Annotated in this window: 13 protein-coding genes, 2 tRNA genes and 1 pseudogene; 3 read left to right on the top strand and 13 right to left on the bottom strand. The window is 40.1% G+C overall.

What is annotated here, in order from left to right; translation table 11 throughout:
- Positions 1-84 precede the first annotated feature (84 nt).
- Positions 85-432 (bottom strand): DUF4260 domain-containing protein, encoded by a 348-nt coding sequence (locus JOD45_RS03415; protein ID WP_205002478.1) that lies wholly within the window; start codon positions 430-432, stop codon positions 85-87.
- Positions 433-519: 87 nt separating this feature from the next.
- Positions 520-1,038 (bottom strand): annotated as a pseudogene (locus JOD45_RS03410) (YfiT family bacillithiol transferase).
- Between the two features lie 100 nt (positions 1,039-1,138).
- Here JOD45_RS03410 and JOD45_RS03405 point away from each other — a divergent pair.
- On the top strand, positions 1,139-1,366 hold the full coding sequence (locus JOD45_RS03405; protein ID WP_205002646.1) for a hypothetical protein: 228 nt from the start codon (positions 1,139-1,141) through the stop codon (positions 1,364-1,366).
- A gap of 656 nt (positions 1,367-2,022) precedes the next feature.
- Here JOD45_RS03405 and JOD45_RS03400 read toward each other — a convergent pair.
- From JOD45_RS03400 to sigW, 7 genes are all read right to left on the bottom strand, one after another.
- Positions 2,023-2,241, bottom strand: a complete 219-nt coding sequence (locus JOD45_RS03400) for a hypothetical protein (protein WP_205002477.1) — start codon at positions 2,239-2,241, stop codon at positions 2,023-2,025.
- Between the two features lie 255 nt (positions 2,242-2,496).
- Positions 2,497-4,299, bottom strand: a complete 1,803-nt coding sequence (glmS, locus tag JOD45_RS03395; RefSeq protein WP_205002476.1) for a glutamine--fructose-6-phosphate transaminase (isomerizing) — start codon at positions 4,297-4,299, stop codon at positions 2,497-2,499.
- 492 nt (positions 4,300-4,791) lie between these two features.
- The gene (glmM, locus tag JOD45_RS03390; RefSeq protein WP_205002475.1) at positions 4,792-6,138 is read right to left on the bottom strand and encodes a phosphoglucosamine mutase; all 1,347 of its coding nucleotides are present in this window, start codon (positions 6,136-6,138) and stop codon (positions 4,792-4,794) included.
- 274 nt (positions 6,139-6,412) lie between these two features.
- Positions 6,413-7,894, bottom strand: coding sequence for a CdaR family protein (locus tag JOD45_RS03385; protein ID WP_205002474.1), 1,482 nt, complete (start codon positions 7,892-7,894; stop codon positions 6,413-6,415).
- Entirely contained in the window at positions 7,887-8,708 is an 822-nt protein-coding gene (gene cdaA / locus JOD45_RS03380; RefSeq protein WP_205002473.1) for a diadenylate cyclase CdaA, read from the bottom strand. The genes JOD45_RS03385 and cdaA overlap by 8 nt, the downstream gene beginning before the upstream one ends.
- Positions 8,709-8,909: 201 nt before the next feature.
- Positions 8,910-9,533, bottom strand: coding sequence for a zf-HC2 domain-containing protein (locus tag JOD45_RS03375; protein ID WP_205002472.1), 624 nt, complete (start codon positions 9,531-9,533; stop codon positions 8,910-8,912).
- 13 nt (positions 9,534-9,546) lie between these two features.
- On the bottom strand, positions 9,547-10,110 hold the full coding sequence (sigW, locus tag JOD45_RS03370; RefSeq protein ID WP_205002471.1) for an RNA polymerase sigma factor SigW: 564 nt from the start codon (positions 10,108-10,110) through the stop codon (positions 9,547-9,549).
- 266 nt (positions 10,111-10,376) lie between these two features.
- Between sigW and JOD45_RS03365 the strand changes: the two genes are divergently transcribed.
- Together JOD45_RS03365 and JOD45_RS03360 are read left to right on the top strand one after the other, a co-directional pair.
- Positions 10,377-10,904 (top strand): hypothetical protein, encoded by a 528-nt coding sequence (locus JOD45_RS03365; RefSeq protein WP_205002470.1) that lies wholly within the window; start codon positions 10,377-10,379, stop codon positions 10,902-10,904.
- A gap of 194 nt (positions 10,905-11,098) precedes the next feature.
- Positions 11,099-11,257 (top strand): aspartyl-phosphate phosphatase Spo0E family protein, encoded by a 159-nt coding sequence (locus tag JOD45_RS03360; protein ID WP_205002469.1) that lies wholly within the window; start codon positions 11,099-11,101, stop codon positions 11,255-11,257.
- A gap of 44 nt (positions 11,258-11,301) precedes the next feature.
- Here the strand turns inward: JOD45_RS03360 and rocF are convergent, their stop codons facing one another.
- The 4 genes from rocF to JOD45_RS03340 all read right to left on the bottom strand — a co-directional run bounded on the left by rocF (position 11,302) and on the right by JOD45_RS03340 (position 13,053).
- On the bottom strand, positions 11,302-12,201 hold the full coding sequence (gene rocF, locus JOD45_RS03355; RefSeq protein WP_205002468.1) for an arginase: 900 nt from the start codon (positions 12,199-12,201) through the stop codon (positions 11,302-11,304).
- A 274-nt stretch (positions 12,202-12,475) separates the two neighbouring features.
- Positions 12,476-12,551 (bottom strand) — tRNA-Ala (locus JOD45_RS03350).
- Between the two features lies 1 nt (position 12,552).
- Positions 12,553-12,627 (bottom strand) — tRNA-Gly (locus tag JOD45_RS03345).
- A 192-nt stretch (positions 12,628-12,819) separates the two neighbouring features.
- Positions 12,820-13,053 (bottom strand): hypothetical protein, encoded by a 234-nt coding sequence (locus tag JOD45_RS03340; protein ID WP_205002467.1) that lies wholly within the window; start codon positions 13,051-13,053, stop codon positions 12,820-12,822.
- Positions 13,054-13,540 lie beyond the last annotated feature (487 nt).

The raw sequence follows: 13,540 nt of genomic DNA, 5'->3' as shown, positions 1-13,540 counted from the left end.
TTTAACTCCAATATACGAATGATTTCCCGCTCGAAGCTGTTTTTTGATATCAGGCAAGCATCATCATTTTAAAAGTAAGTACTCTCACAGTTTTTGAATATGCGTATCTTGGAATGAAGTATTATATTTAAGCCCAAATCCTAACATTCGATCCATCGCAATATGGGCTGTCCAAATTAATCCAACTGCAAGCATTAACTCTTGGTGACATAAAGCGCCTATTAAGAGGTTAAATATTGATATTGAATAAGTATGAAACAAATTATAAATGACTGCTCCTATACGCTGATTAATGAAATAGGCCAACACTGAAATATCTGGAACCAACAGAAATAAGAAAAAAACCCACCAGTTAAAATCATTGAATGAATATAAATAGATTGTGCCCATAAGGATAATAAAGCCTTCTAAATGTATGATTTTTCTCGTCATTTGCAACTCCTTTGTTTACCAATGCCCTATAAAAAACCCTAAAAACGTTTAAGTGTGTGAAATGGAAGAAATTAACTTTCCTGAGTTTTACCATCCTTTCAGTTCTCTTAAAGATATAATATGTGCGGTATGATGCTTTCCGTGCCAAGCGTAAGTAGCGATTAGCTGTTCTATAGTAAGAAGGCCGCTTTCTGGGTGGCAAACCTTTCTTTTAAGCTCATCATTATTAAGAGATTTTAAAAGAAATGCGAAGCGCTTATGCACCGACGAGAACAGATTTAATGAGACTTCAATCGGACATTTATTATCTTCTAATTCCGCCCAAAGTTCTTGATCATAGGTTTTAATTATTGGTTCATTCTCTGTTAAACCCATTTTAATTCTGATATAACCGTTAAGATGTGAATCAGCTAAATGATGGACAACTTGATACAGTTTCCATCCACCTTGACGATAAGGTGTGTCTAATTGCTCCTGCGCCAGCCCTTTGACTGCTTCATTCAATTTAACTGGAGCTTCTTCTATTTAATTAATCCAAAGCTCTATATGACTCTGTTTTATCTCATTTGGAAAGTGCAATTCCCCTATTGGATACCGAATTTCCAACGCTTATTACCCCTTTTCAAATATTCTTACATACCATAGTAAAATAAAAATGAATTAAAAGGAATCAACATTTTTATCCCAGAAGGAATAAAACCATTAAATGCCTAACAATATTTATGCCATTCCATCATTAAATAAAGAAAGAATCAAAAAATGGAGTGAAAAGGAAATGGCTAAAAGATACCGGGGTAAAACATTAGGCAATCTGCCCCATAGAGGACGAGGAAAGTGCCCGTTATGCGGCAGAACAGGCATTAAGCTATTGTACTCGCACCAAACTGATCAAGATCAAATGATCCAAGTTTGCAAAAGGTGCCGAAATAAATAGACTTTATGACGTAATCTAAACCTATGTCATTCATAAATAATATTAAGTCGAATCCCGTCATTATTTCCCGGAAAATGATTTAAAAAGATGGTTCGACAAATCACAAGTTCTTCCTCAGCCGATAGGAAGAACTTGTGGTGTTAATTGCAATGAAAGGTAAACCGTCCAGCTCGGAGTGGTTCTGTAATAGACTCATTATATTATTCACAAAAGCAAAAAATAGCCCACTTACCGATCCCAGTTATTAGGTTCGGTTATGATGAGCAGGGACTTATGGCTGGCATATTCCAAAAATTAACACCACACAAACATTTCCACGATTGTCCTTGGAACTTTAATTTTAGGGCGATGATACATAAGCGCCTGCCTAAGCCTAAGCGCAATGGCCTTAGTGCCCCGATTGAGCATATAAATCCAAATAATGATTATAGTAAATCCGAGTTTATGGCCATATTAACTATAAACAAAACAATGATAAAGCAAGCGAAAAATATGAACTTGCTTCCCGTAGACCAATTTTTCATCCATCCCCATCTTTTTCTTTCATCAGCAAACAAAAAACAATCATACATTACGGACAAAACGATGATTAAGCTTAATATAAAAAACTTTAAAACGCCTCACCCATTATCCCTTTGATATTATCATTTGGTTAGTTAATGCACATTTTTTCTCTTCATGGCTGCTGCATTGATCATAGTTATTATTGAAAGAAGAATCACAAACATTGGCAAAATAAAGCCGTTTACACAAGGATCGTCAATAACACTGCCAACGATCATTGATCCGCCCAATAATGAATAATAAATCTTTGCATCATCTTTTCGATTCCTAAAACCGGCTAATAACCATTTATATTTATCTTTGCCGACCAAAAAGGCACATATTAAAATGACAGCCCCTGAAATAAACAAATTGACCGCTACTTGTCTGTATCATCTGACTCTTCGCCCATTTACATATTAACATATTATTACATCACATCACTATATCTCCAATGACTTTAATCGAAAGCAAACACGTTATAAGCAGGATTGGCCAATTAGATTCCGCGCCTGAAAAAAGGCAAAACAAAACCCTAACATAGCAAACAGCTAGTTAGGGTTTAAAAGTTGCTTTCCCTTGCAAACTTACTCAACCGTTACTGACTTAGCCAAATTCCTTGGCTTATCGACGTCGCAGTCACGGTGCAATGCAGCGTAGTAGGCTAAGAGCTGCATTGGTACAACGGAAACAAGTGGTGTGAGATATTCATGTACTTCAGGGAGTACGATTTGATCTCCTGTTTCGCTTGTGCTTTCCATGCTGACGATGCAGGCGTGGGCGCCGCGGGCAACGGTTTCTTTGACGTTGCTGCGGATGCTGCCGTTAACGTGAGCTTGAGTGGCGATGGCAATCACCGGTGTGCCTTCTTCGATCAAGGCGATGGTACCGTGTTTGAGTTCGCCGCCTGCAAAGCCTTCCGCTTGAATATATGAGATTTCTTTCAGCTTAAGTGCCGCTTCCTGGCAGACATAATAGTCGATGCCGCGGCCGATAAAGAAGCAGCTGCGAGTGACTGCAAGATAGTCGCGGGCGATCTTTTCAATAACGTCCTTTTGATCAACGAGCGTTTCCATAGCATTGGCAACGATGCCAAGCTCTTGGATCGGATTGAAATCAAGCTTAATGCCTTTCACTTTTGCTGCGTCAACCGCAAGGAGCGCAAGTACGGCAATTTGTGCTGTATAAGCTTTTGTTGAAGCCACAGCGATTTCCGGACCGGCATGGAGCAGCAAAGTGTGATCTGCTTCACGGGATAATGTTGAGCCGGGAACGTTTGTAATCGTTAGGGAACGGTGGCCCATGCTCTTAATTTGGACGAGCACGGCTCTGCTGTCGGCTGTTTCTCCGCTTTGCGAAATGAAAATGAATAGCGGCCTCTCAGATAACAGCGGCATATTGTATGAAAATTCACTTGCAATATGCACTTCAGTCGGGATTTTCGCCATTGTTTCAATCATTTGCTTACCTACAAGGCCGGCATGATAGCTTGTGCCGCATGCAATGATGTAAATGCGATCCGACTGCTGAACAGCATGGCGGACGTCTTCATCCAGCTTGATGTTATCGTTTTCGTCTTGGTATTCCATAATAATTTTTCTCATCACAGCTGGTTGTTCATCGATTTCTTTTAGCATATAGTGAGGGTAAGTACCCTTTTCAATATCGCTGGCATCAAGTTCAGCTGTATAAGGCGCACGGTTAACAGCTTTGCCGTCCAATGTTTTTATTTCAATGTGATCCCGTTTGACGATGACAATTTCTTCATCCATCAATTCAACAAATTGGTCTGTCACCTGAAGCATTGCCATGGCATCACTTGCCACAACGTTAAAGCCTTCGCCGACGCCGACTAAGAGCGGGCTCTTGTTCTTGCCGACATAAATGGTTTCGGCATCTTGATTATCAATGAGTGCCAACGCGTATGAACCGTGCAAGAGTGATAAAGTTTTCCGGAAGGCTTCTTCAACAGAGGAGCCTTCTTTAACGAATTCCTCGATAAGCTGAACAATGACTTCTGTATCCGTTTCACTCTTAAGTTCAACATGAGCAAGGTATTCGTTTCTCAACTTTTCGTAGTTTTCAATGACACCGTTGTGCACTAATGTGAAGCGGCGTGACGCGCTTTGATGCGGGTGAGCATTATGTTTGCTTGGCTCGCCGTGTGTTGCCCAGCGTGTATGGCCGATGCCCATTGTTGCTGTGACATTCGGGTCAACCGACGCTTCTAATACAGCAATCCGTCCTTTTTCTTTAAACACATGAACGCCGTTATCATTCATAACTGCGATTCCCGCAGAGTCATAACCTCTATATTCAAGCTTTTTTAATCCTTCTATTAAAATACTTTTAACGTCTTTTGTTCCAATATATCCTACGATTCCGCACATAATATCTTCCCCCTTAAGTGGGGTAAGAAAGCGTCCAATGGGGTTTTCTTACCCCACTTGTTTTCCATTTTTATTTTTTACTCACTATCCCGCCCTTGTGCAAAGGGTTGCCCCTCTGTTTTCAGACTGGGATTTACGGGGGTGAGCACTACCCGAGAGGCATCCGCCGATCATTCGATTAACCTCTTCCTCGTCAACTATTCTTTTGACCGATCAAGAATAGTTCAGGCGCTTTTTACATCTTAATAGTTCTGCGATCCACCTTTCTATCTTTGAATAAACACTTAGTAATTTTACAAAATACACGCAGTCATGTCAATGATTATTCCCAATTTAAATCGTCAACTTCTTGAATGAGGCAAGCCGGATTTTAAAACATCCATGAATGCCCTTTCACTTTCAACTTAAAAAAAAGACGTATGCATAGAAGATCTATAAATGCTATGCATACGTTCTGTTTTATTTTATGCTATGAAGTTATATCTTGTCTGTTTACAGACCCATTTCTTCTTGAACAACGTCAACCACTTTTTGTACATATTGATCGCATGCTTCCTCTGTCGGTGCTTCTGCCATGACGCGGACTAACGGTTCTGTCCCGGACGGCCTTACAAGGATGCGCCCTTTTCCGTTCATGTCTTTTTCAACTTCTTCGATCGTTTGAGCAACCTTTTCATTCTCTGTCACCTTATATTTATCCGTGACTTTAACATTAACAAGCTTTTGCGGATATTTTTTCATGCCGCTTGCGAGTTCAGATAATTTCTTGCCGGTTGCTTTCATAATATTGACGAGTTGGAGCGCTGAAAGCATGCCGTCTCCAGTTGTAATATAGTCAAGGAAAATAATATGGCCTGATTGCTCTCCGCCTAAAGAGAAGCCGCCTTTTCTCATTTCTTCCATGACATAACGGTCGCCGACAGCTGTTTGCTCTGTTTTAATGCCGGCTTCTTCTAATGCTTTGTACAGACCGATATTGCTCATGACTGTGGTCACTAAGGTGTCATGGTTCAATCTGCCTTCGTCTTTTAAATATTTTGCACAAATATACATGATCTGGTCGCCGTCAACGATATTGCCATTCTCATCTATAGCAATGAGCCTGTCGCCGTCTCCGTCAAAGGCCAGGCCGATATCAGCTCCCTTTTCTTTAACCAATTTTGCTAAAGCCTCAGGATGAGTGGAACCGACACCATCGTTAATATTGGTTCCGTTAGGAGATGTCCCCATTGTTGAAATGTCTGCTTCCAAATCTGCAAAAAGATGCGGTGCTAAGGAATAGGTAGCACCGTTTGCACAATCTAATGCAATGTGGATGCCTGAAAAATCATCAACTTGAACCGTTTGCTTTAAGAATTGAAGATACTTCTGTCCGCCCTCAAAATAAGCACTTTGCGAACCAAGTTCAGCGCCAATAGGGCGCGGCAGGTTATCTTCATCCTTATCTAATAATTGTTCAATTTCTTCTTCTTGGTCGTCGCTGAGTTTAAAACCGTCTGCGCCAAAGAATTTAATGCCATTATCAGCGACAGGATTATGCGAAGCAGAAATCATAACACCCGCTTGTGCACCCATAGCTTTTGTCAAATAGGCGACACCCGGGGTGGAAATAACGCCAAGTTTCATAACCTCAACACCGATAGATAACAGCCCCGCGATAAATGCATTTTCTAGCATATATCCGGAAATGCGCGTATCATGACCGACAAGAACTTTTGGGCGTTCTGTTTTCTCTGTTAATACATAGCCGCCATAACGGCCTAATTTAAATGCCAGTTCAGGTGTTAATTCAGTATTGGCTACACCTCTAACACCATCAGTTCCAAAATATTTTCCCATTTCTTTATCGCTCCTTATCTTCGCCTTCATTGTTTATCTGAATCGATGCTTTTTCATCGGCAGAATCACTATTGTCATTTTTGTTATTTTCGCCGCTTGCACGAACTGCTTCCTTGGGCTGACCCGGGGGTGTAACAGTTACAGGAAACGGATGGATCTTCTTACTTTATTATTTATCAGAATCAAACGCCTTTAACGCTATATTTTTGATCCGGCGTTCATGATGAATGACTAAAAAAACAAGAGGATACGATGAGTATCCAGATCATTCAAGCTAATTTGTGCCGTTATTCTGCCCGTCATCTTTGTTTGAATTATCATTCGAGCTATCCGAGTGGTCTGATGACGGATGGCCTGATGAAGACTGATCGCCTTCATTGTTATTATGGCTGTTGCCCTTATCATCAGAATTATTGCCGCTATTATTTGATGAGCCATCGTTTGATGAGCCCGTTTCATTTTGGTCCCCGTTCGCGGACGTATCGCCATCTTTAGAAGATTGGCCGTTATCAACATTCTGCCCATCATCTTTGGACGTATTGTCCTTTGAATCGCTCGAGCTTCCTGTTGACGTTGAACTTGAACCAGACTGATGATCACTGTCGCCGTGGCTGTTGCTCTTGTCATTGCCGTCATTATTACTGTTATTGCCGCTATTATCATTTGGCGTATTTTCATTTGATGATCCAGTTTGGCTTTGATCATCGCTTCCTGAGGCATCGCCTTCAGAAGCAGATTGGCCATTATTGTTGTCAGCTTGCTGCCCCTTATCGGATGAACCCTTCTGTCCTTTTTCCGATGAAGTCTTCACTTTAACTTTCACCTTAATTGTCCCGGGATCAACGCTTTTCGCTCCATCCGGTGTCGGAACATCCAGCTTAAAGGTCTTATCATCAGTAATATTGTCAAGCGGCAAGACGACGCCATCGATAGAATCAATGTCTTTCAGCGCATCTTTGCTTCCATACACAGTTACAGTCTGAGGTTCAACTTGGATGGAGTCGATACTGACGCCGTCCGGCAGCGACCCTTGCTCCGAAATATGAACGGGTACCCTTTTCGCGTACCCGCTTATGATCGGCACCTTAACGTAGGTTTTGGATGGACTGATATTGACATTCAATAGATTGCCGCTGCTGTCATAGGCATGCAATGTCGCTTGCTGCCTTACTGTACTGCTGGCTCCGCTCACATCCACAACACCCTTAACAAACGCGACGGAATCAACCATTTTTTTGCTTCCGGTCACTTTAACAGTGTCTCGGGATGTTTGAGGCACACCGACATTATATCCGCTCGCAACTTTATCTTTATTAGCTACATCAATGCTGACTGGGAATGTCTTTGCTGTTTTCTCTTGAACATTTACATCAACAGTCGATGGTATCGGCGTTACTTGGATGCCTGATGGAAAACCTTCCGTTTGGACCGTAGCTGAATAACGTCCCGGCCCCTTGCCGTTAAGATTGATATAAACCTTATGATTACTTAATAGTTTGGCCTTCAATATGAGGTCACTCGGCCCCTTCATTTCGACTTTAACCGAACTAGGCGCCCCAGTAACAACATAATTATCCTGATCATATTCGACTTTTAGCGGCTCCGTCACGGCCGCTGTCTGGCTTGATCTGCCAATGATCCTTGTTGCCTGGCCCCCGGCTGATTGATCATTCGATGACACAACGGTATATAACATTAACGCAATCAGAAATGAAAGTATCCTTATAAACCATTTGCTTTTAAATAATTTATCCATGGTGCTTACCTCTCCAATTCCAGCGTAAGGAACTGTTAGATCTAGAGGAGTAGATTAATTCCTGTTCTAACAATTCTCTCAGCTTGTCTTCAGAGATATCACGATTCAACTCACCGTTTTTTGTTACCGATATGCTGCCTGTTTCTTCTGACACGACAACAGTAATACTGTCAGTAACCTCACTGACTCCCATTGCAGCCCTGTGCCTTGTACCCAGCTCTTTTGAAATAAACGGACTTTCAGATAACGGCAAATAACATGCGGCAGCCGTTATTTCATTTCCTTTTATAATAACCGCCCCATCGTGCAAAGGGGTATTAGGAATAAAAATATTAATTAAAAGCTGTGATGACAAATTAGCATGCATAGGGATGCCTGTTTCAATATATTCATTCAAGCCGGTTTCACGCTCGATAGACATTAAAGCGCCAATTCGCCTCTTGGCCATGTAAGATGTTGCTTTAACGATGCCTTCAATTGTTTGCTTTTGTTTTTCGTCCTTAGGAACTTGGCGCGAAAATAGCCTTCCCCGTCCTAATTGTTCCAAAGCTCTGCGAAGTTCAGGCTGGAAGATAATAATAATGGCAAACAACCCGTAGGTAATAGCGATATTAGATAACCATTCCAAGGTTTTCAGGCCAAAGAAACTGCTCAAAAACCAAATGGCGATGATTACCATAATACCTTTTAACAACTGTACGGCCTTTGTTCCTCTAATAACCATGATGATGTTATAGATCACAAAAGTTACTAGCAGAATATCAATAATTTCAGTTAAATAATCTAAAATATTTATATGAATCCATGAAAACATGGCCTTTTTCCTCCATATCAGTCATGTATGCCGCAACCCCAATTATAGCATAATTTAAAAATTATATGTTCATACATTTCTTTTTAGAAAAACTTGGATTTCCGCTGATTCTAAAGCAGTTATCTGTTTAGTTATTCATTGATTAAATGCAGATTATGAGGGTACTCACATAACTCGTCCAATTTCCAAAGAAAAGACTGCCTAACCCGGCAGCCTTTTAATTAAAAATACACGCGTGAAAAAACCTTTCATATCATACCACAGCCATTCCATGAACTTGTTTATCTTTTCAATCTTTCCATTAACATGGCCGGCTGAAGCCAAAAGTGAATGACTTTGAATAAGAACAACATCACCCTTTACCTTGCCTTCTATTTTTGCGTTTCCATTCTTGACGATAAGGTCCCCGTCGATAACCTCGTCTTTTGGAACAATAACCGTGTTTCCTTGATACGCGAGACGCCCCTTACCTTTCACAACAGCTTGAAACGGCGTGAATTGCCATAAAGAGAAAAAAGAGCTGATCATTAAGATGATAAAAACAGCTGCCGCCGTTAAGACAGGATGCGGCTTGAACCACCGTTTTAATGTTTGGCCTTTCTCCCTGATTGGGACAACGCTCAGAACAGATGCTGTAAAATGTTCCGAGACGTTCGGTTGTTCTAATCCTTTAAGAAGGTTTATTGACTGAACTAATTGATTGTAATGCTGCCGGCAATGACGGCAATCATGCATATGAGTTTTTAATTTTTGCTGCTCCTCTGCTGTCGCCTCTTCGTCAAGAACAGCATCTATTAGCCGTTTCATCTCTAATGAACAAGCCATGTCCTCACCTCATTTAAAAATGGCGCAATCGTTTTCTTAACGCTTCCCTTGCCCGGTGCACTCGTGTTTTGACTGTGGTTTCAGGTAGATTAAGGATATTGCTGATTTCTTTTAAACTTAAGTCCTGCAAATATTTTAGAACAATAACGGAACGGTACTTCGGAGGCAATTGATTAATTTCATAATGAATGATTTTCTGTTTCTCATTTTCTATCAAGCGGTCTTCTGGAAGCCGCTCATCAGAGGGAACATGCATATACATCGTGAATCCTTCTGTCCCGGGAATATCCGCATCGAGATAAGTGCTTGGCCTTTTCTTCCTTAAATAGTCTATAGACAAATTGGTTGCAATTCTGTAAAGCCACGTCGAAAATGTCTTATCACTCTTAAATTGGTCAATATGGGTATAAGCTCTCAAAAAAGTTTCCTGTGCCAGGTCTTCAGCTTCATGAGGCAGCCCAACCATGCGGTAGCATATATTATATACTTGATTTTTATATAGATTGACAATCTCTTCGAATGCCGCTTGATCGCCTTTCTTTATCTTTTTAATCAAACGTTTAATCTTCGACTCCATTTTCAGCCTCATTTCTGAGCAAATCATCATTACGAAGATAAAAAACTAAGGTTTCATTTTAATATTAACAAATAAATGATATTCAGCGGCAGTTATTCAATAAATATTCAAAATCCACATCAACCCTTTTAAAACCAAAGAATGGAAAGTCATACAATACATAACGATTGAATAAAATGATTTTATGACATTAAGTGCTGATCATTTAATGTTAAGAAAAATTCCCTTTGGAAATGGGGAGACCAGATGAGAAAAGGAGGAGCAACATGGATAACAGCATGTCTATGAACACGTATGGTTTTGGAGCATTCGGCGCTGTCATGTGCATCGTACTAGTAGCGATTTATATTTTACAAGCGACGGCTATGTTTAAATTGTATCAAAAAGCCAACATTAACCATCCCTGGTTGGCCTATATTCCTATTGCACAGCTATGGCCGTTTTTTTGGGCCATTAAAAAGAGCGCTTGGAATATCCTTTGGTTTTTACTCCCTTTTCTAGGCGCTGCCATCGGAACAGCCATATTGGTTGGGTTTCAAGACAGCACAGGCTTCATCATTTATGTGGCTGTGATCATTATTTTTTCAATTATTCCTATTGTGTTGAACATTATGTGGACTGTTCGCTTTTTCAAGGCCTTTAACATGAGTCCTTTATGGCTGTTAGGGTTAATCGGCTTCCTTATTCCTTTTATTAATTATCTTATAGGCATTGGATTCATTGTGCTCTACTGTTATATGGGCTTTAGCTCAAAAGTTAAATATAATCCGGATTTCGATGCCAAAAACACATGAAACCTTTCCATGACAGCACTTCTTCCTTTCAGGACTATAAACCCCATTATTTTTACTAAACGAACAAAATTTCCCAAAAACATGTTTTAATTTTATTAAAAAGGGAAAAATAGTATTTAGGAAGAATTGGGGTTATTTGTTGAACTTATACTTTTATCCTTTACGATATTATAAAGTCTTGGAGGACCCTTACCATGACTCAATATGAATTAATGGCTGAAATCGAAAAAACACGCCGCTATCTGCTGATAGCCGCAAATAATCAAACACTGTCATCAAAAGATGTCATCAATCTAAGCACAAAACTCGATCATCTGATTTATCAATATCAAAAAACATGGCACTCAGCTTAGAAATGGGAAACAACCGCTTTAATATGTTAAAGCGGTTGTTTTTTCTACAGAAGCTTTTCTCCAAACAAGGAACCTGCCAACGCAACAGCTGCTTCAGCTGTTTTATTCTTTTCATCCAGTATCGGATTCACTTCAACGAACTCGGCTGATGTTAAAATGTCCGCTTCTGAGAGCATCTCCATGGCCAGATGGCTTTCCCGATATGAAATACCGCCTAAAACCGGCGTCCCGACACCCGGAGCGTCACTTGGGTCTAATCCATCCAGATCTAAACTAAGGTGTACGCCGTCAGTCCGATCCTTTAAATAATGAATGGCCTCTTCCATAACAGCAGTCATGCCTAACCGATCTATTTCGTGCATCGTATAGACACGAATATTTTCTTTCCGAATAAGATCCCTTTCTCCTTTGTCCAAGGAGCGTGCACCGATAATGACGATGTTTTCCGGCTTCACTTTAGGTTGATAGCCGCCGATGCTTGTTAATGAAGGGTGTCCTAGTCCTAGGCTGACGGCAAGAGGCATGCCATGAATGTTTCCGCTTGGAGATGTTTCAGCTGTGTTTAAGTCTCCGTGCGCATCATACCAAATAACGCCAAGGTTTTGATAGGGCTTAGCTGCACCGGCTAATGTACCGATTGCAATGCTATGATCACCGCCTAAAACAAGCGGAAAACGCTTTTTATTAATAACCTCTGCAACAGCTTGGTACAATCTCTCATTCGTTTCAGTAACCGCTTTCAAATTTTTTAATGATGAATGATCATGATTTTCTTTTTCAGGACGGCTGATTTCAATATCACCGCAGTCTTCTACTTCATAGCCGATAGCCTCTAATCTGCTGACTAATCCTGCATATCTTATCGCGCTCGGGCCCATATCTACGCCTCTTCTTGATTGTCCTAAATCCATTGGCGCCCCAATAATGGATATCTGTTTACTCATTGCATACAGCCTCCTTTTTGACTACATATTCATTTTATACATAAAGCCCAAGAGACTACAATAAAAAGCGAATATTTCATCTATATAGATTCTTAAGCACAATGTCATTAATCAATAAACAGCCAATGGAAACCGCATCTGTCAAATGTCAATTTTTCAATCTTGATAAAATATACTGAAAATAATTCTGATAAGCTTCAAATGAAGATTCCGCAAACAAACAAAAAACCTTAAACTTAAAGTCTAAGGTTCTAAAGGGATTTGTTTTTGAGTTTGGTGGAGCCTAGCGGGATCGAACCGCTGACCTCCTGCGTGCAAAGCAGGCGCTCTCCCAGCTGAGCTAAGGCCCCGTGGAGCGGAAGACGGGACTCGAACCCGCGACCCCCACCTTGGCAAGGTGATGTTCTACCACTGAACTACTTCCGCGTCTGTATAGGATGGCAAATCTTGAATTTTATTATATACCCAGCATCGATATGATATTGCGATTTTCTCAAAACCAACGATTACATGAAGTATTATAAAATACGCATCTGACTTTTGTCAACAAATATTTCTCAAAAAATAAAATTTGCCTCGAAAGTTCTCTTTTGCTGTCATATGGTGTCGGCTTTTCTTTTATTTAAAAGGACGTTCTATAAAAAATAAAACAAAAAGAACGACTGCAAAAAGAATGCCTTGAAAAAATATATTGGATGGGTTGATTTTTTTATGTTTAGATTTCGAATAAAGTCCAGAAATGAACGTGAAAAGAATCCCTGCAATGACAGCCGCCATAATTGATTTTAAAATCATAAAATTCTCCTTGCTCGGTGATTTTTTCTTAATAACTGACTCCACTTTATTTTTCACTTGTTATTGATAATAACTATCATAAAAACAGCGTATCAGGATTAGCTATCATTTTCATTAGTTATTAAAGAAAATAGTTCATCTATCACAGATTTAGGTACATCAAAGAATGATATATAGATCATTTGACCTGAATGATTTGCAAATAAAATAAACATAAAAATCGAATGGGCACAAGATTAGCCCGAAAAACAGAAATGCTTTTTATTCCCTTAAGCTATGCTGGCCGTTAATCTCTAGGCTGCAATCAATGATTTGCGCCAATATGGCTTTCGTCAAGTTGTTGTTAACCTTTTCAAGATATCGCCGCTCTTAACCCATTTAACAGTCGCTGTTAGCTTTTTTGTTGTGCCGCCCTTTTTTAACCCACACTAGACTCACGCATAAAATTTGGTTCTACGTCAAATGTTGGGGTAGGAGTAATAGCTTCTACTCCTTAACCCAACTGATATCCCGTTGATTTATATTGATGATGTAATAATATACG

Source organism: Scopulibacillus daqui (assembly GCF_016908855.1).
In the GTDB taxonomy this organism is placed as follows: domain Bacteria; phylum Bacillota; class Bacilli; order Bacillales; family Sporolactobacillaceae; genus Scopulibacillus_A; species Scopulibacillus_A daqui.
The sequence above is the reverse complement of the archived record's forward strand: the minus strand, read 5'-3'. Positions and strand labels throughout refer to the sequence as shown.